Below are 26,609 nucleotides of genomic sequence, written 5' to 3'. Positions count from 1 at the left end.
CTCCTTCATGCGTCCGGTGTTGCCTTGGACGCCTGGGTGCTGCTCACCGGGTCCGACGCCGGGAAACTGTCCTTCAAGCCCTTGTCCAGCTCGTCGTCCCTGGCCTTGTCGCGTCGGATGCCACGCTTGAGATCTTCCGCGTTCTTGTCCGGCGGTGCCGGATCGAATTTCTCGGTCATGCAAGTGTCCTTTCGCTACCTCAAACGCCTTGAGCTCCTGACCGTTCCTTCAGAGGAACCAACGCTGTCCGGTTTGGTGTTGAATGGAAAACCAGAGGGCGCCCGCAGCGCGGGTCTCTTTCATTCAGGTTGCGCCTCCAGCTATAATGCATCCTGAGATAGTATACGCATCGTTCCATCAGGAGAATGCAATGAAAGCGTCGGTTCTTGCGTTAGGGGGCTTGCTGATTTTGTCGATCACATCAGCGAACGCAGCACCCAAAGCCACTGTCGCCCCGACCACGGCGGCCAGTTCGGTCGCATGTTCCACCTCGGGTGGCGGCTTTGGGAGCTATCCGTCAGGCTGCCGAAACGGAGCTAACTTCAAGACCTACAATGAATGCAAGGAATCAGGCGTCAAGCGCGGCTGGAGACACGAAGACATGGCGTGGTACTGCAGCGGTCTGGGACTGCAATAGCGAGCGGTCTTTGTGCTTTTCACGCCGCGAACTGGAGTGGCCCATGGAATGCACAATCCGTCCTGCACTTGAAGATGACGCCGCTCATATCAGCGCGGTCATCGTGCGTGCACTGCGGGAAACCAACGCGAAGGATTATCCGAACGAGGTCATCGAAAGGATCGTGCGCGGCTTCAGTCCGGACGCTGTGCGGCAGCTCATTGGGCAACGCACCGTTTTTGTCGCTACCATCCGCAGCCGCATCGTCGGGACCGCGAGCCTCGACGGGTCCGTCGTCCGCACTGTCTTCGTCGCTCCACACGTTCAGGCCCGCGGCATCGGCAAGCTGCTGATGGCCGAGATCGAGCGTACCGCACGCGAGCGCAACATCCCTTCGCTGACCCTTTCTTCCTCAATCACCGCTGAAACCTTCTACGCCGGCCTTGGATTCAGGGCGGCGCGCGACAGCTATCATGGTGACGAACGCACGATCGTCATGGAGCGATTGCTCGATGGCAGTTCGTAAGATGGGCTTGGCGCTTGCGAAACCCATCGCCCCTCATTGATCCTCCCCGCCAAATCCGCCACGATAGTGCCTCTCGCACTCGCGATGGAATGGAGCAAGGAAAGGCAAATGTCCGAGCTTCCTAGAGCTGGCCTGACTGAGCCGCCGGCGTCGACCATGCAGATGCTCGCGCACGCGCCCATGAGCGACGTCATCGATGCCTTGGCCGGCAGACGGATCACCGCGAGAGCGCTGGCGGAATTCTATCTCGCGCGCATCGCGGCCTATGACCGCGACGGGCCTAAGCTCAACTCGGTCCGTGCACTCAATCCCGATGCGCTCGCCGGCACGAGGCCGTCGGCCCAGCGGCCGCTGGCGGGCGTCCCTATCCTACTCAAGGACAATATCGCGACCGGAGACGAACAGCCGACCACGGCGGGCTCGCTGGCGCTGGAGGGCGCGCGCGCCAGGGATGATGCCACCATCGTCAAGCTGCTGCGGAGCGCCGGCGCGGTGATCCTGGGCAAGGCGAACCTGACGGAGTTCGCCAACATGCTCGCGATCGACATGCCCTCGGGCTATTCATCGCTGGGCGGGCAGGTAAGAACCCCTACGCACCAGGGCTGATGGACGAGCACGGCATCCCGGTTCTGACCCCAGGGGGCTCAAGCTCGGGTTCGGCGGTCGCGGTGGCGGCCGGACTGTGCGCGGCCTCGATCGGTACCGAAACCTCGGGCTCGCTGCTGCACCCCGCCAGCCTGAACGGCCTCGTCACCGTGAAACCGAGCGTCGGGCTGATCAGCCGCGCCGGCATCCTGCCGCTTGCGCACAGCCGGGACACCGCCGGTCCGATGACGCGCACGGTGCGCGATGCCGCGATGTTGCTGAATGTGCTGGCTGCCAAGGACCCGCTCGACCCAGCGACGCAAGAGCAGCGGCGGCCGGCCGACTACACCGCCGGCCTCGTCGCCGACGCGATGAAGGGCGCGCGCATCGGCGTGCCGAGCGACCCCGCTGACCCGCTGAACGATTGCTATTACGGCAAGCTGCCGGCGAAGTCGGCCAAGCTGATGGCTGAGGTGATCAAGGTGCTGGAGGATCTCGGCGCCGTCATCGTGCGCGCCAGCATGCCCACACTTGGCTGGATCGGTGGGCCGGGCACGACCATGGCTGTGCTCAACCGCAATCCGCTCAGCGCCCACAAAGGCACGGTCGCAAGGCCGCCGGTCGTCTTTCTGTACGAGCTGAAGCACGATCTCAATCTCTACCTGAGGGATTGGGCGACCAACACTGACATCAAGACCATGGCCGACATCGTGGCCTTCAACGCAGCAAACGCCGACAATGCGCTGCGTTTCGGACAGGACCACTTCCTCGCCGCTGACTTGACCAGGGGCGATCTGAGCGAGCCCGAGTACAAGTCCGCACGTGCCATGGACCTGCTCTCCGCCAGGACGCGCGGCATGGACGCCTATATGAACCAGCACGAGCTCGACGCGGTGCTATTCCCCGGCGCCTATGGCGCCGCAATCGCCGCCAAGGCAGGTTATCCCAGCGTCATGGTGCCCGGCGGATTCGTCTCGGGGACAGACGACGGCAAAGACACGCCCGACTATCCGCTCGGCGTCACTTTCGCAGGGCGCGCCTGGAGCGAGCACAAGCTGCTGCGTCTGGCGTATGCCTTCGAGCAAGCAGCCAACGCACGCAGGCCGCCGTCGGGTCTGCCCGAGCTGTGATGTCGCCCGTGTCAGCGCGAGCTGGCGAGACCGACGCTAGGACCAGCTTGATCCTCCCCGCCGGATAGACCACGATTGCCTCCTTACCGCTCACACCAAGAATGGGCGAGGAAACGCGCATGAACGCAACTTCCGGATACCAAAGCCGGTATCGCTACCGCCGCGCGGCGAGCACGTTCGAAGGAGGGGTTTGCAACGCTGCGCGCCTCTCGCTGAGCGCATGATCGAACAGTTCGAGCACCAGGCCGAAGGCTGCCAGCTCCTCTTCCTCGATGGCGCCGTCATCGTAGCAGCCAAGTGTTTCGACGATGATGGCGTCGACCTCCTGCTGCATGGCCAATAGCTCGTGGTCGAATTCCGCGGTGCGCACCTTGGAAACCAGCGCCAGAATTCTGTTGCGATGGCCAGTGTTCTCGTCGCGTTCATCCCGATTCAGATATTGACGCAGCCAGGCGCCGGCCGAGCCAATGCCGGAGAGAAGCAGGAGCGCAAACCAGAAGTAGTCGCCATATCTGTCGAGGAAGGTGCGCTCGGTCCCGTCGATCACGGCCGCCGCTCCCCGATGAACCGGCAGCTCGGCTTCCTTCTCGGTGTCCGGCTTGGTGATTTGCGCAGCGCCAGGCACCTGCCTGGCAATCGCCTGCCGGAGGGCAAATTGCTGGCGGTAAAACGCTGACACTGTCGTTTCGGACAAGGCTTTCCGGGCGACGATCAAATGGCTGACACTGACGGTCTCCACCTTGTCATCGGGCCAGGCTGGATTCGCATTGAAAATGCTTGGCGGAATTTCCTCCGATTCATAACGCGGATGCTTCAGGGCGATGGCTTCCGATGCGTCGATCGCGAGAAATTTCGGCTCGCCACGCGCCCGGGCGGTCGCGGCGACGGCGTCGGCAGTTATCTTGCTGTCGAGCGGACCGACAGCCATGAAGGCGTCGAGGCTCGGGTCACGCGCCAGCTCCTCGAGCTGGCCAGTGCCGAATTGAGTGACCGTGACCTTGTCCGGCTCCACACCGGCGGCGCTCAGGATGACTCTCAGCAACGCGGCGTTCGCCGGGGTCGCGCCGATCACCCCCACCCTGCGCCCTGCGAGATCGGCGACCTCCTTGATTTTGGGCGCCGGCTTTCGCTTGGAGCCCTTGCCCGCCGGTCCCGAAGAAGACCACAGCACGACGAAGTTCTTGCGCAAGATGACGACTGTTTGCGCGTCGGCCGGCATTTCCAGATCGCCCCGACCGACCGCAAGGTCGGCCTTGCCGGCACCGAGCAGAGCGAGAGCTTCGGCCGCTCCGGCGGTCGCGATCGGAGACAACCTCACCGTCCTGCTTTCGTTGGCAAAGGCCTCGGTCATCGCCTCGATCACCTTGTGATCGTTGCTTCCCGGCGGTCCGACGGCAATCCGAAGCGTTATCGGCCGCAGCGCGTAATACAACGTGCCCGCAGCGGCACCGAAAACGAGAAATCCGATGGCTAAAATCAGCAATAGGGTCTTCGTCTGTCTCCGCCCTCTGCGGGCTGCGTCACTGCGTTTCATCGGAGCATCAGACGAGGACATTTGCCGCTGCCGGTTGGAGGCCAAAATCGCTGCCTGTTTCGGAACAGTATCATGCTCTTCTGGAAAACGATAATGTCGGAGCAGCCCCAATAGTTTCTTGGCCCGGCGTGAGCCTTTCGAGCTTGCGCGATCATCTCTGATTCCGCACTTCACGTGGCGATGGCCGGATTGACGCCACACCAACTTGATCCCCCTCGCCAAATAGATCACCATCGTGCGATTGACCGCTCACGGTAGAATGGGCGAGGAAACGCGCATGAACGCAACTTCCGGATTTGGCCTCGTCGAGCGGCACGGGCTATTGCGCCGCTGATCGCGCGCGAAGCCGACGAGATCGAGCGGACGCGGCGACTGACCGATCCCGTCGTCGGCGCGCTGATCGAGAACGGGCTCTATCGCGCGCTGCTGCCGCAGAACCTTGGTGGCGCCGAAGCGCCGCCGGAAGCCTTCATGCAGATGCTGGAGGAGATCGCGAAAGCGGATGCCTCCACCGCCTGGTGCCTCGGCCAATGCACGGTCTGCGCCATGATCGCGGCCTCGCTCGACCACGACACCGCGCAGGAGATCTTCAACACGGCGCCGGGCATCCTCGCCTGGGGCGCGATCGCGCATGAGGCGCGGGCGGTCGAAGGCGGCTATCGCGTCACGGCGCGCTGGGATTTTGCCTCCGGCTCGCGGCAGGCGAGCTGGCTCGGCGCGCATGTCCGCATCGTCGGAGCCGACGGCGCGCCGCGGAAAAATGCCGACGGCTCGGCGGAGGTGCGCACCATCCTGTTTCCGGTCGCGAGCGGCGTGCTGCACGACGTCTGGCAGGCGATCGGGCTCGCCGGCACCGGCACCGATTCCTACGAGGTCGCCGACCTGTTCATCCCCGAGCGCTTCACCGCGTTTCGTGACGTGCCGTCCGCGCTACGCGAGCAGGGTCCTCTTTACAGGATCGGCACCGGCTCGACGTTCAGCCTCGGCTTTGCCGCGGTGTCGCTCGGCGTGGCGCGCGCCACGCTGGATGCCGCGATCGCGCTGGCGCGCGGCAAGCATCAGTCGCTGGCGGCAAGCGCCATGCGCGACAACCAGGCGGTCCAGGGCCTGATCGGCCGCACCGAGGGCGACCTGCGGGCCGCGCGCGCCTATCTCTATGCGACGGCAAGTGCGATGTGGCGCGATCTCTGTACGACCGGCGAATTCAGCGCGGCACATCGGGGCTCGGTTCGCCTCGCCGCGACCTGGACCATCCACCAATCGGCCAAAGTGGTCGACACCGCCTATCACATGGCCGGCGCGACCGCCGTATTCCGCAGCAATCCGTTCGAGCGCCGCTTTCGCGACATGCACGCCATCGCTCAGCAGATCCAGGCGCGCGACACGCATTACGAGGATGTCGGTAAGATGATCCTTTCAGGGGACCGCTGACGTCGAGCAGTTACGAAAGTGCACGCACGCTGACCTATATTGAGTTGCCCTCCGGCGTCTTCGTCGCTGAACCTTCGTGAATTTTCTCCGACTAATTTCCATAGCTATAGGAACGACAGCTTTTCCGCTGTAACCGCGCCGACCACATGGAAGTGATGATTCCGAATTCTTCTTAGCGCGCTGGATTTGCGCAAGAGAGGTCCGTTATGGGCCGAACAGCTGGCAGGAAAGTCAGTTGCCATGCCATTCAGGGGCGTTCGCCGGGATGGCACCATGGTGGCATTCTCATTATCGCCATCCTCTGCATCGCATGCACTTTCCTGTTTGCGAGCGAGGCCGCGGCTCAATGCTCGGCGCGAGACGTCCTGCGGAATCACCTGAAGCTCAAGCAAGCGCCGTCTGGGCCGCAAATCCCAATCAAATCCGCCGTCGATGTCCCTGCGTGGAAGACGATCAGGATCGGGACGTTTGCAAACTTCTTCGCCCTCAGTAACGCTTTGGATGCGGCAGGTTGTGGCATCGGAAACTCGGCCGGCGAAATTCTCGCGCGGCCGACGTTTACCGTGAGCGCCACGACAACGAGCGTAGAGCTTTTCACGGTGTCGGCAGCCGAACTGGGCTTTCGGACCGACACTGCGTTGCTGGCAGACATCTACGCGCGCGCCAAACAATTGGGTTTCGGCCTGGCGGCTGCAGAAGTCGGACCACAACTGAGGCTTCAATATTTCGACCAGCCGATCGGTGAGTTTCTCATCATCGGAATGGAGCCAATCAGGACCTGGCAGGGCGCCCCCGTCATCTTGAATGTAGCCAATGGCGGCGCGGGACTTATCCTCATCGGCCAGGATGGCAGCGCCGACGCACAGATCCCCGCGGCATCCCGTTTTGTATTCGTGCGGTCCCATGAAACCGCTCCTGCCGAGGCCGTAACACTTGTCGGCCACTGAATTTCCGGGTTTGTGCATCTCGAGACGCAAGACAACAGGTCAGCACCTTAACCCTAGGCCACCAGCGCGGCGTCCTCGCCTACGCCGTCGATGCCGCGCTGCGCGGCGAGCAGGCTGATGATCTGCGCATTCGGCCGGGCCTTGCTGAACAGAAAGCCCTGGCCTTCGTCGCAGCCCTCAGTGCGGAGGCAGCTCAGCTCGGCTTCGGTCTCGACGCCTTCGGCGGTGATGGTGACGCCGAGGCCTTTGCCGAGGCTGACGATCGAGCGAATGATCGCCTGTGCCTCGCGATTGGCGCCGAGATCGCGCACGAAGGACTGGTCGATCTTGATCTTGTCGAACGGGAAGCTGCGCAGATAGCTCAGGCTGGAATAGCCGGTGCCGAAATCGTCCATTGAGATGCGCACGCCGAGCGCGCGCAGCGCGTGCAGCGTCGCCAGCACCTGGGCGCTTTTCTCCAGCAGCAGCGTCTCCGTGATCTCGAGTTCGAGCCGCCGCGGCGGCAGGCCGGAATGCTTCAGCGCATCCGTCACCACCGAAAGCAGATTGCCGCTGCGGAACTGGAGCGGCGACAGGTTGACGGCGACGCGGACGTCGTCCGGCCAGGTCGCGGCATCGTGACAGGCCCGGCGCAGCATCAGGCCGCCGAGCGGATTGATCAGCCCGGTTTCTTCCGCGACCGGAATGAACTCGGCCGGCGAGACCATGCCGCGCTCGGCATGCGGCCAGCGCACCAGCGCCTCGAAGCCGGTGATGCGGCCGCTCTGGAGGTCGATCAGCGGCTGATAGTACGGCCGCAGCACGTCGTTCTGAATGGCGTCGCGCAGCTCGACCTCGATCTTGCGGCGGGTCTGCGCTTTCGCATCGAGCGCCGCCTCGAAGAACGCGAACGATCCGCGCGCATCCAGCTTGGCGCGCGACAGCGCCATGTCGGCGCTCTTGAGCAGCTTTTCGGAATCGTCGCCGTCGCCCGGCGCCATCGCGATGCCGATGGAGGCACCGACCACCACGGAATGGCCGTCGAGCAGATAGGGATCGGCGATGGCTTCGAGCAGGCGCTTGGCCAGCAGCACCGCATCCTCGGGACGCGTCAGGCCGCTCTGCACGATGGCGAACTCGTCCGAGTTCAGCCGCGCCAGCGCGTCGTTCTCGCGCAAGGTCGAACGCAGCCGCTTGGCGACGCCACGCAGCAGCTTGTCGCCGACCGCGTGTCCCAGCGTGTCGTTGACCGCCTTGAAATTGTCGAGCCCCAGCATCAGCAGGGCGACCTTGTCGGTGCTGCGCCTCGTATGCAGCAGCATCTCGTCGACCTGCTGGCGCAGCAGATTGCGGTTTGGCAGACCGGTCAGCCCGTCATGCTGGGCCATGAAGGCGAGCCGCGCCTCGGCGCGCTTGCGCTCCGTGATGTCCATCAGCGCGAGCAGCACCGCGGGCCGCTCGGCATAGATCAGTTCGCGCGAATAGATCGCAAGGTCGATCAGGGCGCCGTCGGCCCTGACGTGCTTCCAGGTGCGTCCGGCCTGCTCCTCGCCGGCCGCATCGGCGGTCCAGGGCGGCTCACTGTCGAAAGCCTGAAGGGAACGGATCGTCAGCCGCTCGAACTCGGCGCGGCTGTAACCGTAATGGGCGACCGCGGCATCGTTGACGCCGAGGATGCGCTCATCGTCCAGCGCGCAGACGATCATTGGGACGGGATTGCCGTCGAACAGCAGGCGAAACGAGGCCTCGCGCTGCTTCAGCTCGGTGATGTCGACGCGCAGGCCGACGACGCCGCCGTCGTCGGTCAGCCGCTCGTCGATCAGGATGACGCGGCCGTCCGCCAGCTTCTGTTCGTGGCGCGCGCCGGGCTGATAGAGCCTTTGCAGCCGCTCGGCGATCCATTCTTCCTCATGGCCGGCAGCCTCGGGATAGTCGCCGCGGGCGACGCCGATGCGCAGCGTGTCCTCGAGGCGCGCGCCTTCCTCGAACAGATCGGCGGTCTTGCTGTAGATCTCCGCGTATTGCTTGTTCCAGAGGACGTAGCGGCCCTCGGCGTCGAGAAACACGATGCCTTGCGGCAGGATCTCGATGGCCTGGCGCAGGCGCTCATGGGATTTGCGCGCTTCCGCGATCGCGGGCTCAGCCTCGGCACGGCTGCGCAGAACTTCGTCGCGTTCGGACGGAAGATGAGGGGGGCGCGCAAAGCGCGGCTTGCGCGGGTGCAGGCCGCCGAGCACGCTGCCCATTCGCTTTTTCGGCTTTCGAAACCCCAAACTCAACTTCACTCGTCCCAGTCGCACCCAGCCCCGCAACTCTTGGGGCAAGTGTCTGAAAAAAAGGTAATCCTGGGTGGCATGGCGATGGGACGCACGGTCTGGCAGTCTCGACAAAACAGCCCTCATTGCCCGTTTGCAAGGCGCGGCCGTGCCGATGGGCGCTCCAAGCGCATCGCATTGTCGTCATCGGAGAACGAGATGGCGCAAAATTGCGCGCTGCCTTGAATCATTTCCGGGATCCCGCGCGCTTGCATGCAGAAGGGGGTGAGTACGCGTCCCACGCACGAATTTTGGTCAATGCATGAGAGGGTTATCGCATTGTTAAAAACCGGCCGGCCGACGCACCGGGAACTACGACTTCGAGACGATATTTCAGCGGAAGGACTGTTCCTTAACCCTGACGCTGTGTTGGGTTATAAGAATGTCAACATGAGTCCCCGCCGCCTCGCCCCTCTCCTGCTCGTCATGACGCTCCTGGCCGCCGGCGACGCGCTGGCCCAGGACAAGGGCAGCGTCAACCCAAAGCCGCTGCCGCCGCTCGCCAATCCAAACGATCCCACTATCGGCGCCAAGGAGCTGTTCGCGCGAAAGCTGCTGCCGTCGAAGGGACCGGCGCACGTCATCGGCTCCTATGTGAAGGGCTGCATCGGCGGCGCCGAGCAGATGCCGCTCAACGGCGACAATTGGCAGGTGATGCGGCTGTCGCGCAACCGCAGCTATGGTCACCCCGCGATGATCGCGCTGATCAAGCGGCTTGCGGCAAGAGCGCACAAGGACGCGGGATGGCCGGGCATCCTGGTCGGCGACATCGCCCAGCCGCGCGGCGGGCCGGCGCTGTCCGGCCATGCCAGCCACCAGATCGGCCTCGATGCCGACATCTGGCTGACGCCGATGCCTGACCATCGCTTATCGCGCGAGGAGCGCGAGGACATGTCGGCGGTGATGATGGTGCGCCCGGACCGGCTCGACATCGATCCGAAGGTGTTCACGCCGGGCCATGTGCTGGTGCTGCGCGACGCGGCGCAGGAGCCGGCGGTGCAGCGCATCTTCGTCAATGCCGCGATCAAGAAGGCGCTGTGCCGCGAGGCCAAGGGCGACCGTTCCTGGCTGTCGAAGATCCGGCCGTGGTGGGGCCACGACTATCACTTCCACATCCGCATGCACTGCCCGGCGGGCGCGAGCGACTGCGAGGGCCAGCCGTCGCAATCCGAGGACGAAGGCTGCAAGCCCTCCGATCTCGCCTATTGGTTCAGCGACGGCGTGCTGCACCCCAAACCCCCGCCGGAGCCCCCGAAGCCGAAACCGCCGATGACGCTGGCGCAGATGCCGGCGGCGTGCAAGGCCGTGCTGCACGCGGGCAATGCGAAGCCGTAAAACTCTCCGCCAGGATGACGAATTCCTGGTTGGCGCTATGCGAACCGTCGCCTTTGACCTGTTCCGCCACCCTGTTATGATGACCCAGCGATCGCTTGCCGGACCGTAAGTCCGTCGGGCCTGCCGGAACAGCGCTTCCGCCGGTCGCAAGCCTCATTCAACCCACGCCGTCTTGCGCGCGCCGCCTTGCGTGCCCTGAGCGCGCGCATGGAGCGCTGCCGATGTCCCGCCTTTCCGTGCTTTTTTCAGCTTTATTCCTTCTGGCCGCGGGCCTTTCGCCTGCTGGAGCCGAGGACAAGACCATCACCGTGTTCGCGGCCGCCTCGATGAAGAACGCGCTCGACGAGGTCGACGCCGCCTACACCGCCAGGACCGGCGTCAAATTCATCGTCAGCTATGCCGCAAGCTCCGTGCTCGCCAGGCAGATCGAGCAGGGCGCGCCGGCCGATGTATTCGTCTCCGCCGACACCGACTGGATGGATTACGCGATCTCCAAGAAGACTATCAACGAGCCGACCCGGGTCAATCTGCTCGGCAACAGCATCGTGCTGATTGCGCCGAAGGATTCCAGGCTCGACAACGTCCCCATCGGGCAGGGGTTCGACCTCGCAAAACTCGCCGGCGACGGCAGGATCGCGACCGGCGACGTCAAGTCCGTACCAGTCGGGAAATATGCCAAGGCGGCGCTGACGAGCCTGGGCGCCTGGCAGGCGGCGGAGCCGAAATTCGCGATGGCCGAGAGCGTGCGTGCCGCGCTGACGCTGGTCGCGCGTGGCGAGGCCAACCTCGGCATCGTCTATTCCACCGATGCCAAGGTCGAGCCCGGCGTGAAGATCGTCGGCACCTTCCCGGCGGATTCGCATCCGCCGATCATCTATCCCGTCGCTGCGACCGCGACGGCAAAGGGCGACACAAGCGACTATCTCGCCTTCCTGCGCTCGACCGCCGCCAAGACCATTCTCGAAAAATACGGTTTCAAGTTCCTGATCAGCCCCTCTACTTAATTTGCGATTTGATGCTCGACATCTCTCCCGCCGAATGGACCGCGATCCTGCTCTCGCTCAGGGTTGCCGTGATCGCGACGCTGGTGGCAACGCCGTTCGGCATTGCGCTGGCATGGCTGCTCGCGCGGCGTGATTTCTGGGGCAAGTCGGTGCTCGATGCGCTGGTGCATCTCCCGCTGGTGCTGCCGCCGGTCGTCACGGGTTATCTGCTGCTGCTCACTTTCGGCCGCCGCGGACTCGTCGGCGCTTTCCTGGCGGACCATCTCGGCATCGTATTCGCCTTCCGCTGGACCGGTGCCGCGCTTGCCTGCGGCCTGATGGCGTTTCCGCTGCTGGTGCGCCCGATGCGGTTGTCGATCGAGGCGATCGACCGCCGGCTCGAGCAGGCCTCCGAGACCCTCGGCGCCACTCCTTTCAAAGTGTTCTTCACGGTGACGCTGCCCTTGGCGCTGCCCGGCGTGCTCGCCGGCATGGTGCTTGGCTTTGCCAAGGCGATCGGCGAGTTCGGCGCGACCATCACCTTCGTCTCCAACATTCCCGGAGAGACCCAGACGATTTCGTCCGCGATCTATTCGCTGATCCAGACCCCGGACGGCGACGCCGCCGCGGGACGGCTCGTGATCGTCTCGATCGTGCTGGCGCTCGGCGCGCTGATCGCGGCCGAATGGTTCGCCCGCCGCGCCACCGCGCGCCTGCACGGGAATTGACCATGCTGCGCGTCGACATCGAAAAGCAGCTCGGCGAGTTCTCGCTGTCCGCGTCCTTCGCGAGCGAAGGCCGCGTCATCGGACTGTTCGGAGCGTCGGGCGCCGGCAAGACCTCGCTGGTCAACATGATCGCGGGGCTGCTGCGGCCCGACCGCGGCACCATCGTGATCGACGGCGAGACGGTCGACGACAGCGCGGCCGGCATTCATGTGCCGACCTGGCGCCGCCGCATCGGCTATGTGTTCCAGGATGCGCGGCTGTTTCCGCATCTCAACGTCGCGCAAAATCTCGACTATGGCAGGCGGATGAACCACCTCGCGCCCGATCCGGCGCAGCACAAGCGCGTCATCGAGCTGCTCGACATCGGCGCGCTGCAGGGTCGCCGCCCCGGAAAGCTCTCCGGCGGCGAGCGCCAGCGCGTCGCGCTCGGTCGCGCGCTGCTGTCGCGGCCGCGCCTGCTGCTGCTCGACGAGCCGCTCGGCGCGCTCGACGAGGGCCGCAAGCTGGAGATCCTGCCTTATCTGGTGCGGCTGCGCGATGAGGCCAACGTCCCCATGGTCTATGTCAGCCACGACGTCGCCGAGCTGCGCCAGCTCGCGACGCAGATCGTGATGCTGAAGCAGGGCCGCGTGACGTCGTTCGGCGGGGTGAAGGTGCTGACGTGAGGGGTCCGTTGAGCAGGCAACGGATGAGGCAAGCCGCCGGCCCACCCTCCGCCGTCGTCCTGGCGAAAGCCAGGACCCATACCGCGTGATCTATCAGCGGCAGGTGGTGTGCGTACCAGCGAAGAAAACGTAACTGCCGGTGTTCGCAAAACTACTCCCCGGGGTAATGGATCGTACCGCGAGCGGCGATCGCGCTGCATTGGATGGTGGCGGTGCCGGCCGAGTGATCCTCGCCGACACCGCTACCGAGACCCGCCACTACCAGCCGCGATCGACGTTGCGCACCTCACCCGTTCGCGCGTCCACATCGACCTCCATCCAGCGGCCGGCGCGATCACGGCCTTCGATCTGCCATTCGTCGCCGAGGAACTCGGTGTGCGAGACGGTCATGACGCCGATGTCGGTGGCGACGTCGAGCGCGACCTGCATCGAGATCTGATCGCCGGTGTCATAGGCCATCGCGGGCGCGGCCGATCCGAGCCCGATCGCGACGATGGCCGGCAAGATGAGCTTTCGCATGGATTACTCCTGTCGGATGCGTTTACGCCGCTAAGAACGAGCGGCATCGCGGAGCGTTCCGGGAGCAGCGGTCACGAAGACGCGCAAATCTTCGGCGGTTGCGGCGATTTGGGGGCGGTTCCAGCGTTGTCGCGATCGCTCTCCGCCGTCGTCCGGCGAAAGCCAGGACCCATTACCCCAGAGAGGAGAGTGGGTGGGCCAGATCGTCACCACCAGCCTTCGCAAAACAGCTGACGGTGGGTATGGGTCCTGGCGCCTGTGCGCAATTGCGCACTAGGCCAGGACGACGAAGAAGCAGACGTGCGCTTCATCAATGACCGCCAACGCGGATGTGGCGTTAAACCCCAGCCACCGAGCTCCACAGATCCGCCAGCTTGCGCCGCAGGACCTGCCTGCGCGTCAGCGGCGCGGGCGTTTCCTCGTCTTCCGGCAGGCGCAGGCCGACGACGTTGACTCGGCCACCGGAGATGGAGCGCGCCACGAGCACGATCGGATCCAGCACGAGCTCCGCGCCCTCTTTCGGCGCGCGGTCGAGATGGACGTCGAAATAATCAGCGAGCGTGTGCCCGCGCTCGTCCTCGCCGACCTCCACGCCGTAGATCTCCGCGAGCTCGGCGAGCGTGTGCTCGCCGGAGACCATGAAGTCGCCCAGCAGATGCGGGTCCGGCGCTGAGCTCGGCTGCATGTCGACGAAGAAGCGGTCAAGCGATTCGGCCTTTTCCGGCGGCGCCAGCAGATAGATGTAATCGCCGGGCGCGATCGGCTCGGCTTCCGCCGGCGTCAAAATGTTCTCCTTGCGGATCACCAGCGTCGGCTTCGACCAGGACGGGATCAGGCCGCGGCGAAAATACAGGCTCTTGGACCGCACCGGATAGCCGACGAGCTGCTGCTCGAGCTGGCCGGGCAAGTCCAATTCGACACGGCGCGGGCCGCGTTCGGCGCGCGGCAGCGCCACGTGCAGCTTGCGCGCGGCCGGCCCCAGGGTCCAGCCTTGCAGGAGGAGCGAGATGATGACGACGACGAAGGCGACGTCGAAATAGAGATAGGCCTTCGACAGCCCGACCAGCATCGGGATCGAGGCCAGGAAGATCGCGACCGCGCCGCGCAGGCCGGTCCAGGCGATGAAGATCTTTTCGCGCCAGTTGAAGCGGAACGGCGCCAGGCAGACGAACACGGCGATCGGCCGCGCCAGCAGCATCAGGACGAATGCGATCCCGACCGCCGGCAGCACGCTGCCGCCGAGCCGGCTCGGCGAGACCAGCAGGCCGAGCAGGACGAACATCACGATCTGCGCCAGCCAGGTCGCGGCGTCCAGGAAGGCCACCACCGAATTATGCGCGCGGGTCGGGCGGTTGCCGATGATGATCCCGGCGAGATAGACCGCGAGGAAGCCTGAGGCATGCATGATCTGCGAGCCGCCGAAGATGACGAGCGCGGCGGTGGTGACAAACGGCGCATGGAGGCCCTGCGGCAGCGCGACCTTATTGAGCGCGATGACGACCAGACGCCCGCCGATCACCCCGACGACGGCGCCCAGCACGGCCTCCTGGGCGAACTCCATCAGCACATGCGCGGCCGTGCCTGTTCCCAGCGAGATGTACTCGACCAGCATCAGGGTCAGGAAGATCGCGAAGGGATCGTTGGTGCCGGATTCCACCTCCAGCGTCGCGCCGACGCGCGGGCGCAGGCGCAGGCCCTGGGTATGCACCAGCAGGAACACTGCGGCCGCGTCAGTCGAGGCCACCACGGCGCCGACCAGCAGCGACTCCGTCCAGTTGAGGTCGAGCGCATATTTCGCGAACGGCGCCGTGATCAGCGAGGTCAGCAGCACGCCGACGGTCGCGAGCACCATGGAAGGCGCGAGCACGGTGCGGATGCTGGCAAAGCGGGTCCGCAAGCCGCCGTCGAACAGAATCAGGGCGAGCGCGACCGAGCCGACCAGATAGGTGGTTCGGACGTCGTCGAACTGCAGCTGTCCGGGACCGGAATCGCCCGCGAGCATGCCGATCGCGAGGAAGACGAGCAGAAGGGGCGCGCCGAAGCGCAGCGCAAGCAGGCTTGACAGGATCCCGGCCAACACCAGGACGGCACCGAGCAATATGGCGAGGCTGACACTGTCGAGGGAAGCCATCCACCTTCCGGGTACGAAATCGCTGGAATTGCATCCTTATCGTCGGCGGACTCCCACGCCAACCCATTTTCTCCCGCTCGCGGCAATCTGCCCGCATTTTGCGGCCTTAACGCACTTCACTTGGCGGTGTATCGGTGGTCCGGCCGCGCCCTTTGTGGGATTCTCCGGCGCGCTCGAATCAACGCCTCCCGCCCGCTCCCCGACGAGACCGATAGACATGGACCTCAAAGACTTCATGGAGTTCGTGCAGACCACCGCGCGCAGCGTCGGGGCGGAAATCTCCTCGCCCTGGTTCTACCTGCAATTCGGGCTCATTCTGGCCGCGGCCGGCATCGCCTATGCCGCGGAAGCCGCCGTTCGCAGCCGCGTCGACATGACCTCGCTGGCGATGCGCTGGCCGCTGCCGCTCCGGCACTTCGTCCGGGTGATGGTCTCCAGCGCCTCGACGGCGGTTTTCACCCTGCTCGTGATCGTCTCCCGCGTGGTCATGTACCACGCGACCTGGCCGAGCCGCAGCTATCTCCTGATGGTCGCCGCCAAGCTGGGGCTGGCCTGGCTCGCGATCCGGCTCTTGACCTCGGTGCTGCGCAACGCCTTCATCGTCAAGCTGGTGTCGATCACGGCCTGGTTCGTCGCGGCGCTCTCGATCCTCGGCCAGCTCGATGCGACGGTCGACCTGCTCGACTCTTTCGCCATCGTGCTCGGCGGCCTGCGGCTGACGCCGTTGCTCGTGATCAAGGCGGGTGCGCTGCTGCTCATCGCGCTCTGGCTCACCAACATCGCCAGCAATTTCGCCGAGAGCCGGATCAACTCGACCACAGATCTGACGCCATCGGTGCAGGTGCTGCTGGTCAAGATCATCCGCATCGGCCTGCTTGCGGTCGCGATCGTGATCGCGCTCGGCACGGTCGGCATCGATCTCTCGGCGCTCGCGGTGTTCTCCGGCGCGGTCGGCGTTGGCATCGGTATCGGCCTGCAGAAGATCGTCGCCAATTTCATCTCGGGGATCATCCTGCTCGCCGACAAATCGGTGAAGCCCGGTGATCTCGTCACCATCGGCGACAACACCGGGCGGATCAGCGCGATGAAGACGCGCTATATTTCCGTCGCCGCCGGCGATGGCCGCGAATTCCTGGTGCCGAACGAGGATCTGGTGACGCAGAAGGTCGTCAACTGGACCTACACCGACAAGAACACGCTGGTGAAGATCGCCTTCGGCACCAATTACGACGCCGACCCGCGGCTGGTCTGCGAGCTCGCCGCCGAGACCGCGGCCGCTCACCCGCGCGCGCAGAAGGGCAAGCCGCCGAATTCCATCCTGACCGAGTTCGCCGAAGCCGGGATGAAGTTCTCGCTCACCTTCTGGATTGCCGACCCCGACGGCATGGACAACGTCAAGAGCGACGTGATGCTGGCGCTGTGGGACGCCTTCAAGCGCGAAGGCATCCGGGTTCCCTACCCGGTTCGCGAAATCCGCGTCCGCGGCGGCGCCCTGCCGGTGGAAACCATCATGGAAGTCCCGAATTAGGCCCGCTTTCAGGCGCAAGGCAGGGCAGGCCTGACTTGCATGAAGGCGCGCAATCATTAAATTGGGCGCGAAATCAAGCCTTTCCGCCGATATCGAGCCCACCCCAGAAGATTGCGCCCGCATGACCTACGTCGAAGCTACCGATACCTCGCTCCGCAAGACCGGGCAGATCAAGCTGCATGGACCAAGCGCCTTTGCCGGCATGCGCAAGGCGGGAGCGCTGGTGGCGAAGTGCCTCGACGAGCTCACCGACATCGTCGGGCCCGGCGTTCCGACCGACCGCATCGACCAGTTCGTCCGCGACTTCGCGTTCAGCAACAATGCCTATCCGGCGACGCTGATGTATCGCGGCTACCGCTATTCAACCTGCACCTCGCTCAACCACGTGGTCTGCCACGGCATGCCCGGCGACCGTCCGCTGAAAGAGGGCGACATCGTCAACATCGACGTCACCTTCATCGTCGACGGCTGGTACGGTGATTCCAGCCGGATGTATGCAGTCGGCCCGATCGCACGCAAGGCGGAGCGGCTGATCGAGGTGACCTATGAGGCCATGATGCGCGGCATCGCCGCGGTGAAGCCCGGCGCCACCACCGGCGACATCGGCCACGCCATCCAGAGTTTCGTCGAGCCGCAAGCCATGAGCGTGGTGCGCGATTTCTGCGGCCATGGCCTCGGGCGCATGTTCCACGACGAGCCGAACATCATCCATATCGGCCGGCCCGGCGAGGGCGTGCAGCTCAAGCCCGGCATGTTCTTCACAATCGAGCCGATGATCAATCTCGGCAAGCCGCATGTGAAGATCCTCTCCGACGGCTGGACCGCCGTGACTCGCGACCGCTCGCTATCGGCGCAGTTCGAGCATTCGGTAGGCGTCACCGCCACCGGCGTCGAGATTTTCACGCTGTCGGAGCGGCACGGCGAGAAGCAGATCGGGTGATCCCGGCGGCTGACGTTCGCATTCGCCGGCTGGCGTGAAACGGATTTGCCGCCGCAATTGACGGTTGCAAAAACGGTTATCCGCGGCAATGCTGGCGGCCGATGCCCGCCAAGACCGACCACGACAAGAGCAAGCCCGAAGAAGCGCCGCACTATCTCGGCCATCGCGAACGGCTGCGCGAGCGCTTCTACAGCGCGGGTGCGGACGCGCTCAGCGACTACGAGCTGCTGGAGATGGCACTGTTTTCGGCGCTGCCGCGGCGTGACACCAAGCCGCTGGCGAAGTCGCTGATCAAAATTTTTGGCTCGTTCGCCGAGGTCGTGCACGCGCCGGTGGCGCGCCTGCGCGAGGTAGACGGTGTCGGCGAGTCCGCGATCCACCAGCTCAAGCTGCTCGCGGCGGCGGCGCATCGCGTCGCCAAGGGCGGGGTCAACAGCCGCAACGCGCTGTCGTCCTGGAACGAAGTGATCGACTATTGCCGCACCAGCATGGCGTTCGCCGACAAAGAGCAGTTTCGCCTGCTGTTCCTCGACAAGCGCAACCAGCTCATCGCCGACGAGGTGCAGCAGACCGGCACCGTCGATCACACCCCGGTCTATCCGCGAGAGGTGATCAAGCGCGCGCTGGAATTGTCCGCGACCGCGCTGATCCTGGTGCACAACCACCCCTCAGGCGATCCCTCGCCCTCGCAGGCCGACATCCAGATGACCAAGGCGATCATCGACATCGCAAAACCGCTCGGCATCGCCGTGCACGACCACATCATCGTCGGCAAGAGCGGGCATGCGAGTTTGCGCGGGATGCGGCTGATCTAGTAGCAATATCGCGGATCGACCGGGACATAGGAGCCGTCCCGGCGCTGCGCGTAGCAGCCGCGCTGATAGGCGTAATAGCCGGAGCGGCGGCGTTCGCCCTCGGAGGCGATCGCAGCGCCCGTGCCGGCACCGACGACGGCGCCGATGGCGGCGCCGCGGCCTCCGCCGATGGCGCCACCCACGATCGCTCCACCGACGCCACCGAGGATGGCACCGCCAATGGCGTCCTGCGCCGCCGCCTCATGAGCCGGCATCGCGATCACGACCGCCAGACATGCCGCGATAGCGAAACTTCCAATGCGAAGACCTCGAAGCATGCTCGCCCTCCCCTGTGGTCAGACGAGTCATAGCGCCGCAGCCGGATTCGGACCAGAAAAATCACCATTTCGGGACCCGGCGCGTCACGCTATGGCGTCGGAGGCTCGGATCGAAGGCGGCTCAGACCATGGCGCATGCGCAGCACGGGCCGGCCGCTTCATCTCATGCATCGACCCAGCGCTGCACGGCCTCGGCGGTGTCGGCTGGCGTGGTGTTGAAGCAGATCGCGGCGTCGGGCGCCAGGCGGTGGACGAGGTTGAGCACCTTCTCGAACAGCAGCAGACGCTCCCGAGGCTCGCGCAGCCCCGCGCCGATCACGATGCAGTCGAAATTCTCCTCGCGCAACGCTACCGTGACGGCGGCTTCCGCCGCGGCATCGAGATCGATCAGGCAACTCGTGACCTCGTAACCGAGATCGCGCAGGCGCAGCAGCTGCGCATCGATATAGTTGCGCACGAGCTCCGGCGTGAGCTGCGGGAATGCGCTGTAGTCCGCGTTGCCGGGTTCGATGCCGATCGCGAGGACGCGCGTGGTCATGTTGGACTCCCTGGCCAGACTGCCTCGCGTCGCTAACGGGGCAGCGGCCCTGCCGGTTCCGTCGCGGACCGCCGCCCTGATCCCGGTCCTGCCGCTCATTTTCCCGGCGAGGTTGTAACCCACTTCACACGCGGCGCCCCGGCGGCCTGCCAGACTTGCAGGAGATCACGCTGGCCTCACGCCCTGATCACGGCACCTGGTTCATTTCGACTGACGCGCAGTTGCGAAAACTCATTCATTGCGGGAGCGGAAAATGATTTCATTCGAGAGTCTGAAAAGCGAATACGAGCGTAATTGGGCCAATCTCGAGATCCGGCCTTCGCGCCTCTCCGACGCGAACGCGATCGCGCGCAAAGCCATCAACGGCAAGGCGACCTATCAGCAGATCGAGCGGTTGACCGGCGTGCCCTGGTATTTCGCTGCCCTCTGCCACTACCGCGAATCCAATTTCGATTTCGACACCTATCTCGGCAACGGGGAAACGCTCCATCGCGCGACGACGCTCGTTCCGAAAGGACGCGGTCCGTTTGCCACGTTCGTGGACGGCGCCGTGGACGCCTTCAGAATCGAGAATTTTGTCGGCGCTCACGACTGGGGGATCGCGCGGATTCTGTTCCGGCTCGAAGCGTTCAACGGCTTCGGCTATCACGCCAAGGGCTGCAACTCGCCCTATCTCTATGGCGGTTCGACGCTGTATGGCCCGCCCGAGGCAAGGGCCGGAAAATTCGTCCGCGATCATGTGTTCGATTCGAACCACGTCGATTCCCAGCTCGGCACCGCGGTGATCCTGCATGCGATGATGTCGCTGGATTCCTCGATCACCCTCGACGGCAGCCCGCAATTCGCAAGCCGCGCCGAGCCGGAGGACGACGCGGCGTCGACGATCGTCCTCATGCAGCAGGCGCTCAACAAGCTCGGCGCCAATCCGCCGCTCGCGGAGGACGGCATCAGCGGGCCGAAGACCAGGGCCGCGGTCTCGCAGTTTCAGCAGCAGAACGGCCTGAGAGATACCGGACTTCTCGACGGCGCCACCGTCGGCGCCCTCACGCGCGCGGCGCAGTCGGGCCCCACCGGACCGACCGGCGATGTCTCCCGGATCATGAAGCGGCTGGAGGACCTCGCGCAATTGCTGCGGCCGCCGGTCGGCGGTGTGACGCCGGCAACGACGACATCGGGCAATACGCTGCCCGCCACCAATGATCCGATCAGCCTGTTCGAACGGCTCTTTTCCCTCGTCAACAAGTCAGCCCCCATGCCAGGACCAGTCACCCTCACCCCAACCAGCCCCGCTCCCGTCGACCAGTTGAAGCAGGTCGTCGACCTGCTCGGCACCTTGCTCAACCGGGACGGCAAGCCCGTCCTCGGCCAGGTCAATGGCGCGCTCGGCGAGACCATCGGCAAGATGCTCGACGGCAAGAAGACTGCGCTCGGCATCGGCGGCTCGCTGATCACGGCGCTGCTGTCGTCGGTGACGGCGAGCCCCAATGCGGGAGGCCTTGCCGGGTTGCTCGGGACGCTCGTGTCGGCGGTGCCGGGCCTCGGCCAGTTCGCGATGCCGATCTCGCTGGCGCTCACAGCCTGGGGCGTGCTCGGCAAGATGGAGAAGTGGGCCCAAGGCACAGCGCCGCCGCCCAAGCCGACGACGTAGCCTGCCACCATCCTTCGAGACGCCCGCCTATGGCGGGGCCCTCAGGACGAGATTGCGTTTCGCGGCGCTACTGCCGCAGCATGATCAGGGGATCGGCGGTATCGGGGACGCGCCGCCATTGCGCGTTGTCGTCGGCCTCGAACTGCCAGGCCTCGCCGGCCTTCGACAGCAGGATGATCTGGCCGCGGTCTAGCCGCCATTGCGTCGGGTTGAACTGCGCGATGGCCGCATCGCATTTCGGCTTGAGGAAGACCTGGAAATTGTCCGGCCCGGCTTCCGTGTTGGTCAGCGTTAGCCCGCAGACAGGCTGGCCGTTGCCGCGCACGATCGACCAGTCGCCGATCATCTGGTCCATCGACTTCGCCATCGAGCGGGCGGCGGCGAGGTCTTGCAGGATGTAGACGCCCTCGCCCTGCCGCAGGCCCTCGAAGATGCCGGCCTCGACCTCGGTGAAGTCGATCACGGCCTCACCGCTCGCATCCTGCAAGCGGACGATGTCGAGACCCCTGACGCTCCAGGCGACGATGTCCTTGGTGAAAGGCAGCGCGGCCTTGCAGGCCGGCTCCAGCTCGAGCTTGAAGCCCTGCGCCGCGGCGTCGGCCTTGAGCGTGACGACGCAGGTCTTGCTGCGCTCGGTGGTCGAGAGCTCCCACTGCCCGGGCATCTCCTTCTTCAGGGTCGTCGTATCCTGCGCCTGCGCGATGCCGATCGCGGCCAAGCAGGCCACGACGGCGAATGTAACGACGCGAAGAACTCCCATCAGCGTCCCTTGAACGGCGTTTCGGCAACCGGCGTCAACGGCGCCTTGCCTGAGAACCAGGACTTGAGATTGTCGACCACGAGCTGATCCATCGCGTTGCGCGTCACCACCGAGGCCGAGCCGATATGCGGCAGCAGCACCACATTCTGCATGGCCTTGAGCTCGTCCGGCACGTTCGGTTCGGCCGCGAACACGTCGAGGCCGGCCGCGAGGATGGTGCCGGACTTGAGCGCCTGGACCAGCGCCGGTTCGTCGATCACCGAGCCGCGCGCAACGTTGACCAGCACCCCGCGCGGGCCGAGCGCCTTCAGCACCTCGGCGTTGATCATCTTGTTGGTCGAGGCGCCACCGGGCACGATCACCATCAGCGTGTCCACCGCCTTCGCCATCTCGATCAGGTCGGGGTAGTGCTTGTAGGAGACGTCCTTGGACGGGTTGCGGGTGTGATAGACCACCGGCACCAGCGAGGCATCGAGCCGGCGCGCGATCGCCTGTCCGATCCGGCCCATGCCGACGATGCCGACCTTGCGGTCGCGCAGCGAGCCGACGCTGAGCGGATAGTTCTGGGTCTGCCAGAGACCGGAGCGCACATAACGGTCGGCCTTGATGAACTCGCGCACCGTGGAGATCAGAAGCCCCATCGCGACGTCGGCGACCTCCTCGGTCAGCACGTCGGGCGTATTGGTGACGATGATGTTATGCTCGGCGGCGTATTTGGCATCGACGTGGTCGTAGCCGACGCCGAAGCTCGCCACCATCTCGATCTTGGGCAATTGCGACAGCGAATCCCGGTCGGCGCGCACGGTGTGATAGGTCACCGCCACGCCGCGGATCTTTTCGCGGATCGCCGGCGTCAGCCGCTCGAGATCGCCCCGCGTCTCCGCCTTGTGCACGACGAAATGATCGGAAAACCCGTTCTCGAGGATCGGCCGGACCGGCCCATAAATCAGAAGGTCGATCTTTTCGGACGAAATCGAACCGGTGGTCATCAGTTGTCCTTTCCAAGCGCGCTCTCGTGCCAGCGCCGTAAGACGAGGTGGGAAACTAGCGCCAGCACCCCATAGATGACAATCCCGGCCAGCGACAACAGCAGCAGCGCTGCGAACATGCGGGGTATGTTCAAGCGGTAGCCGGATTCTGCGATCCTGTAGGCGAGCCCGGAGCCGGCGCCGGCCGTTCCCGCCGCGATCTCGGCCACGACCGCGCCGATCAGCGACAGGCCGCCGGCAATGCGCAGGCCGCCGAGAATATAAGGCAGCGCCGCCGGCAGCTTGAGATAGCGCAGGGTCTGCTGTGGCGAGGCGCCATAGAGCTGGAACAGGCCCGCGAGGTTGCGATCGACCGAATTGAGCCCGAGCGTGGTATTGGACAGCACCGGGAAGAAGGCGACGATGAAGGCGCAGACCACGACCGCGGTCTGCTGCTCCAGATAGATCAGCAGCAGCGGCGCGATCGCGATGACCGGCGTGACCTGAAGCACCACGGCATAGGGGAATAGCGATGCTTCCACCCATTTGGACTGGTTGAACAGCAGCGCCAGCGCGATGCCGCCGACGCTGGCCGCGACAAAACCTTCAAGCGTGGTCAGCAGCGTCGCGGCAAGCGATTGCGACAGCACCGCCCAATCCTTGATCAGTGTCGCGAATATGACCGAGGGCGCCGGCAGCACGTAAGGCGGGATGTCCTTGATCCGGACCACGAGCTCCCAGGCGAGCAGTCCCGCCGCGAACACGATGACCGGTAGCGCGAAGCGCACCGCGCGTTGCGCGCCGGACGGCTTCGCAGTGACGGAAGCTTGCGCGTTCATAGCGTCGACTGCCCTGCATAGGACGGCGCCAGCGCCGCCGACACTTTCCGGCAATAATCGGAATAGGCGACTGAAGTGCGAAACTCCTCGCCACGCGGCTCGACCGTCTCGACGCGGAAGTCGGCCTGGATGCGGCCCGGCCGCGCGGTCATGACCACCACGCGCTGCGACAGATAGACGGATTCGAACACCGAATGCGTGACGAAGATGACGGTCTTGCCGAGCCTGCGCCACAGCGCGAGCAAATCGTCGTTGAGGCGGAAGCGCGTGATTTCGTCGAGCGCCGCGAACGGCTCATCCATCAGGAGGATATCAGGGTCTGTGACGAGCGCGCGCGCCAGCGACACCCGCATCTTCATGCCGCCGGAGAGCTCGCGCGGAAAGGCGTCGGCAAAATCGGCAAGCCCGACGCTTGCGAGCGCCTCATCGGCGCGCGCGCGCGATTCCGCCTTCGGAACGCCTGAGAGCTTCAGCGGCAACCGCACATTCTCGCGCACGCTGGTCCAGGGCATCAGGGTCGGTTCCTGAAACACGAAGCCGATGCCATGACCTGGGTGAACATGACCTGGCTGCGGTGTGCCCTCACGACGCGCCAGCCGGACGATTCCTGACGACGGCGCGCTGAGTTCGGCGATCAGCCGCAGCGCCGTCGACTTGCCGCAACCTGACGGCCCCAGCAGCGAGATGAACTCGCCCTTGCGCACCGCAAGATCGAGCGGGCCGAGCGCCATCAGGCCGTTGTCATAGGCCTTCGTCACGCCGCGCAGGCTGACAGCCAGAGCCGTCAGGCCGGTCTCGACCCCCGCCGACGTTTGGACTGATGACATCGGCCCTGCGCTACGGCTTGCTCGGGCGCAGCTCGGCGCCGACGCCCTTGTTGACGAAGCGCAGCGTATAGGATTTGCGGAAATCGAGGTCCGCCTTCACCACGCCCGCCTTCACCATCTTGTTGAAGAAGGAGGTGTAGCGCTCGTCGCTCATCGCGCCGATGCCGTTCTTCAGCGAATCGCCGGAATCGACGATGCCGTATTCCTTCATCTTGGCGACGGAATAGGCGAGCAGCTCGTCCGTCATCTCCGGATTGAGCTTCTTGATCATGGCGTTGCCCGCTGAATTGTCGCGGTAGATGTAATTGTACCAGCCGACCATGGAGGCATCGACGAAGCGCTGCACCAGGTCGGGCTTCTTCTCGACGACGTCGCGGCGGCTCTCGATCAGGGTCGAATAGGTGTTGAAGCCGTAATCGGCGAGCAGCAACACGTTGGGCTTGAAGCCCGCGGCCTTCTCGACCGCGAAGGGCTCCGAGGTGACGTAACCCTGCATCGCGCTCTTGGGATTGGCGATGAAGGGCTGCGGATTGAAATTGTAGGGGCGAACGTTCTTCTCGCTGAAGCCGTATTCGGACTTCAGCCACTGGAAATAGCTGGTCATGCCCTCCTTGGAGACGAACAGCGTCAGCGGCTTGAGGTCCTCGATCTTGGCGACCTTGGCATCGGGCTGCGTCAGCATCACCTGCGGATCCTTCTGGAACACCGCGGCGATGGTGACGACCGGGACGTTGTTGGCGACTGCGTCGAACGACATCAGCGTGTTCGCGGCCATGAAGAAATCGATCTTGCCGGCGATCAGCAGCATCCGGTTGTTCTCGTTGGGCCCGCCGGGCACGATGGTGACGTCCAGCCCGTATTTCTTGTAAGTGCCATCGGCGACGGCCTGGAAAAAGCCGCCATGCTCGGCCTCGGCGACCCAATTGGTGCCGAACATGACCTTGTCCAGGGTTTCGGCGCGGGCCGGGACGACCGAGACGAAAGCGGCCATCAGGCCCGCCGTTAAGGCTCGCCGCAGATGAGAGGGGCTCATGATGGGACTCCGTCGATCGCTTCTAGCCGATGTCCAAGCAACGCGATAAAACCGCAAGACATTCGGGGACGCGAGCCGGCCTGGCCCGCGTCCCCTGATACCCTAAATTACGCGACAAATTCGGGCAAAGAAACCTTGATGACGCCTTCCCGCGATTGGACCGAGATTCGCTGGGCCGATGCCAGCCTCGCGGAGGTTTCGCGCTGGATCGCGGTGCTGCCGCTGGCCGCGACTGAGCAGCACGGCCCGCATCTGCCGCTCGAGACCGACGTGCTGATCGCGGACGCCTATCTCGCGCGCGTGCGCGAGCTCCTGCCCGAGCGCGCTCCGGCCACTTTCCTGCCCGTTGAACCGATCGGGATTTCCACCGAGCATATCGACTATCCGGGCACGCAGACGCTGCCGACTGACATCGCGTTGAAAAAATGGACCGCGATTGGCGAGGACGTCGCGCGCCGCGGAGTGAAGAAGCTCGTCATCGTCACCAGCCATGGCGGCAACAGCGCGGCCATGATGCTGGTCGCGCAGGATCTTCGCGCGCATCGGAAACTGTTCGTGGTGACGACGTCGTGGTCGCGGCTGTCGGGCGCGGACAAGCTGTTCCCGGCCGACGAAGTGCGCCACGGCATCCACGGCGGCGCCATTGAAACCTCGATCATGCTGGCGCGCTATCCCGATCGGGTGCGCATGGATGCGATCGCGAATTTTCCCGCGAGCAGCATCGCGATGGAGCAGCAATATCGCTGGCTGTCGACGCAGCGACCCGCGCCGTTCGCCTGGCAGGCGCAGGATCTCCACGCGAGCGGCGCCGCCGGCAACGCGACGCTAGCCGTGGCCGCGAAGGGCGAGCAGCTGATCGACCAGGGCGCCCGCGCTTTTTGCGAGCTGCTTGCCGAGGTTGATAACTTCGACGTGAACAGGCTCGCAAAAGGCCCGCTCGGCTAGCGCTCATCCTTCTGGAATCATTCAGGA

General features: G+C 64.8%; 25 protein-coding genes and 1 pseudogene. 14 read left to right on the top strand and 12 right to left on the bottom strand.

What is annotated here, in order from left to right:
- Positions 1 to 5: 5 nt before the first annotated feature.
- The gene (locus tag IVB42_RS03795) at positions 6 to 179 is read right to left on the bottom strand and encodes a hypothetical protein (protein ID WP_007604975.1); all 174 of its coding nucleotides are present in this window, start codon (positions 177 to 179) and stop codon (positions 6 to 8) included.
- A 501-nt stretch (positions 180 to 680) separates the two neighbouring features.
- Between IVB42_RS03795 and IVB42_RS03790 the strand changes: the two genes are divergently transcribed.
- The 3 genes from IVB42_RS03790 (at position 681) to IVB42_RS03785 (ending at position 2,857) form a co-directional block, all read left to right on the top strand.
- Positions 681 to 1,142 carry a GNAT family N-acetyltransferase gene (locus tag IVB42_RS03790; RefSeq protein WP_018460065.1) on the top strand — a complete coding sequence of 154 codons (462 nt, stop codon included), beginning with the start codon at positions 681 to 683 and terminating at the stop codon, positions 1,140 to 1,142.
- 108 nt (positions 1,143 to 1,250) lie between these two features.
- Positions 1,251 to 1,748 carry an amidase family protein gene (locus IVB42_RS41865; protein ID WP_253075158.1) on the top strand — a complete coding sequence of 166 codons (498 nt, stop codon included), beginning with the start codon at positions 1,251 to 1,253 and terminating at the stop codon, positions 1,746 to 1,748.
- Entirely contained in the window at positions 1,748 to 2,857 is a 1,110-nt protein-coding gene (locus IVB42_RS03785) for an amidase family protein (RefSeq protein WP_253075159.1), read from the top strand. Before IVB42_RS41865 ends, IVB42_RS03785 begins: the two co-directional genes overlap by 1 nt.
- Positions 2,858 to 3,011: 154 nt before the next feature.
- On the opposite strand, the gene IVB42_RS03780 is transcribed toward IVB42_RS03785, so the two are convergent.
- Positions 3,012 to 4,391: a TAXI family TRAP transporter solute-binding subunit gene (locus IVB42_RS03780; protein ID WP_051113073.1), complete on the bottom strand. Its 1,380-nt coding sequence runs from the start codon at positions 4,389 to 4,391 to the stop codon at positions 3,012 to 3,014.
- 277 nt (positions 4,392 to 4,668) lie between these two features.
- Here IVB42_RS03780 and IVB42_RS03775 point away from each other — a divergent pair.
- A pseudogene (locus IVB42_RS03775) lies at positions 4,669 to 5,822 on the top strand (acyl-CoA dehydrogenase family protein).
- Positions 5,823 to 6,028: 206 nt separating this feature from the next.
- Entirely contained in the window at positions 6,029 to 6,769 is a 741-nt protein-coding gene (locus IVB42_RS03770) for a hypothetical protein (RefSeq protein ID WP_247393463.1), read from the top strand.
- Between the two features lie 53 nt (positions 6,770 to 6,822).
- Here IVB42_RS03770 and IVB42_RS03765 read toward each other — a convergent pair whose 3' ends face one another.
- Entirely contained in the window at positions 6,823 to 8,994 is a 2,172-nt protein-coding gene (locus IVB42_RS03765) for an EAL domain-containing protein (RefSeq protein WP_247469764.1), read from the bottom strand.
- Between the two features lie 459 nt (positions 8,995 to 9,453).
- On the opposite strand from IVB42_RS03765, the gene mepA reads away from it, so the two are divergent.
- From mepA to modC, 4 genes are all read left to right on the top strand, one after another.
- Positions 9,454 to 10,398 carry a penicillin-insensitive murein endopeptidase gene (gene mepA, locus IVB42_RS03760; protein WP_026233938.1) on the top strand — a complete coding sequence of 315 codons (945 nt, stop codon included), beginning with the start codon at positions 9,454 to 9,456 and terminating at the stop codon, positions 10,396 to 10,398.
- Between the two features lie 221 nt (positions 10,399 to 10,619).
- Positions 10,620 to 11,402, top strand: a complete 783-nt coding sequence (modA, locus tag IVB42_RS03755; protein ID WP_018460072.1) for a molybdate ABC transporter substrate-binding protein — start codon at positions 10,620 to 10,622, stop codon at positions 11,400 to 11,402.
- 11 nt (positions 11,403 to 11,413) lie between these two features.
- Positions 11,414 to 12,109 (top strand): molybdate ABC transporter permease subunit, encoded by a 696-nt coding sequence (gene modB, locus IVB42_RS03750; protein ID WP_018460073.1) that lies wholly within the window; start codon positions 11,414 to 11,416, stop codon positions 12,107 to 12,109.
- A gap of 2 nt (positions 12,110 to 12,111) precedes the next feature.
- A complete protein-coding gene (gene modC, locus IVB42_RS03745) occupies positions 12,112 to 12,774 on the top strand; it encodes a molybdenum ABC transporter ATP-binding protein (RefSeq protein WP_018460074.1) in 663 nt (220 codons plus the stop codon).
- 258 nt (positions 12,775 to 13,032) lie between these two features.
- Here modC and IVB42_RS03740 read toward each other — a convergent pair whose 3' ends face one another.
- Together IVB42_RS03740 and IVB42_RS03735 are read right to left on the bottom strand one after the other, a co-directional pair.
- Positions 13,033 to 13,293, bottom strand: a complete 261-nt coding sequence (locus IVB42_RS03740; RefSeq protein ID WP_018460075.1) for a PepSY domain-containing protein — start codon at positions 13,291 to 13,293, stop codon at positions 13,033 to 13,035.
- Positions 13,294 to 13,630: 337 nt separating this feature from the next.
- Positions 13,631 to 15,424: a potassium/proton antiporter gene (locus IVB42_RS03735; protein ID WP_018460076.1), complete on the bottom strand. Its 1,794-nt coding sequence runs from the start codon at positions 15,422 to 15,424 to the stop codon at positions 13,631 to 13,633.
- Between the two features lie 211 nt (positions 15,425 to 15,635).
- Here IVB42_RS03735 and IVB42_RS03730 point away from each other — a divergent pair, with 211 nt between their 5' ends.
- The 3 genes from IVB42_RS03730 to radC all read left to right on the top strand — a co-directional run bounded on the left by IVB42_RS03730 (position 15,636) and on the right by radC (position 18,707).
- Entirely contained in the window at positions 15,636 to 16,952 is a 1,317-nt protein-coding gene (locus IVB42_RS03730; RefSeq protein ID WP_247469769.1) for a mechanosensitive ion channel domain-containing protein, read from the top strand.
- 121 nt (positions 16,953 to 17,073) lie between these two features.
- A complete protein-coding gene (gene map, locus IVB42_RS03725) occupies positions 17,074 to 17,892 on the top strand; it encodes a type I methionyl aminopeptidase (protein ID WP_247469763.1) in 819 nt (272 codons plus the stop codon).
- 101 nt (positions 17,893 to 17,993) lie between these two features.
- Positions 17,994 to 18,707 carry a DNA repair protein RadC gene (gene radC, locus IVB42_RS03720; protein WP_018460079.1) on the top strand — a complete coding sequence of 238 codons (714 nt, stop codon included), beginning with the start codon at positions 17,994 to 17,996 and terminating at the stop codon, positions 18,705 to 18,707.
- Here the strand turns inward: radC and IVB42_RS03715 are convergent.
- Positions 18,704 to 19,024 carry a glycine zipper domain-containing protein gene (locus IVB42_RS03715; protein ID WP_026233940.1) on the bottom strand — a complete coding sequence of 107 codons (321 nt, stop codon included), beginning with the start codon at positions 19,022 to 19,024 and terminating at the stop codon, positions 18,704 to 18,706. The genes radC and IVB42_RS03715 overlap by 4 nt on opposite strands.
- A 163-nt stretch (positions 19,025 to 19,187) precedes the next feature.
- On the bottom strand, positions 19,188 to 19,562 hold the full coding sequence (locus tag IVB42_RS03710) for a hypothetical protein (protein ID WP_018460081.1): 375 nt from the start codon (positions 19,560 to 19,562) through the stop codon (positions 19,188 to 19,190).
- 253 nt (positions 19,563 to 19,815) lie between these two features.
- Between IVB42_RS03710 and IVB42_RS03705 the strand changes: the two genes are divergently transcribed.
- Positions 19,816 to 21,210 carry a peptidoglycan-binding protein gene (locus IVB42_RS03705; protein WP_018460083.1) on the top strand — a complete coding sequence of 465 codons (1,395 nt, stop codon included), beginning with the start codon at positions 19,816 to 19,818 and terminating at the stop codon, positions 21,208 to 21,210.
- Positions 21,211 to 21,277: 67 nt separating this feature from the next.
- On the opposite strand, the gene IVB42_RS03700 is transcribed toward IVB42_RS03705, so the two are convergent.
- Genes IVB42_RS03700 through IVB42_RS03680 form a run of 5 tightly spaced genes read right to left on the bottom strand, consistent with a single transcriptional unit; the run spans position 21,278 to position 25,637 of the window.
- On the bottom strand, positions 21,278 to 21,970 hold the full coding sequence (locus IVB42_RS03700) for an AprI/Inh family metalloprotease inhibitor (RefSeq protein WP_026233941.1): 693 nt from the start codon (positions 21,968 to 21,970) through the stop codon (positions 21,278 to 21,280).
- Positions 21,970 to 22,959 carry a 2-hydroxyacid dehydrogenase gene (locus IVB42_RS03695; protein WP_018460085.1) on the bottom strand — a complete coding sequence of 330 codons (990 nt, stop codon included), beginning with the start codon at positions 22,957 to 22,959 and terminating at the stop codon, positions 21,970 to 21,972. Before IVB42_RS03695 ends, IVB42_RS03700 begins: the two co-directional genes overlap by 1 nt.
- Entirely contained in the window at positions 22,959 to 23,777 is an 819-nt protein-coding gene (locus tag IVB42_RS03690; RefSeq protein ID WP_018460086.1) for an ABC transporter permease, read from the bottom strand. Before IVB42_RS03690 ends, IVB42_RS03695 begins: the two co-directional genes overlap by 1 nt.
- Positions 23,774 to 24,604 (bottom strand): ABC transporter ATP-binding protein, encoded by an 831-nt coding sequence (locus IVB42_RS03685; RefSeq protein ID WP_085358545.1) that lies wholly within the window; start codon positions 24,602 to 24,604, stop codon positions 23,774 to 23,776. The genes IVB42_RS03690 and IVB42_RS03685 overlap by 4 nt, the downstream gene beginning before the upstream one ends.
- Positions 24,605 to 24,614: 10 nt before the next feature.
- A complete protein-coding gene (locus tag IVB42_RS03680) occupies positions 24,615 to 25,637 on the bottom strand; it encodes an ABC transporter substrate-binding protein (RefSeq protein ID WP_026233942.1) in 1,023 nt (340 codons plus the stop codon).
- Positions 25,638 to 25,775: 138 nt separating this feature from the next.
- Here IVB42_RS03680 and IVB42_RS03675 point away from each other — a divergent pair, with 138 nt between their 5' ends.
- Positions 25,776 to 26,582 carry a creatininase family protein gene (locus IVB42_RS03675; protein ID WP_085358543.1) on the top strand — a complete coding sequence of 269 codons (807 nt, stop codon included), beginning with the start codon at positions 25,776 to 25,778 and terminating at the stop codon, positions 26,580 to 26,582.
- Positions 26,583 to 26,609 lie beyond the last annotated feature (27 nt).

The organism is Bradyrhizobium sp. 45 (assembly GCF_023073155.1).
Taxonomy (GTDB): Bacteria; Pseudomonadota; Alphaproteobacteria; order Rhizobiales; family Xanthobacteraceae; genus Bradyrhizobium; species Bradyrhizobium canariense_D.
Note: the sequence above shows the minus strand (reverse complement) of the source record. Positions and strands in the feature narration are given on the sequence as shown.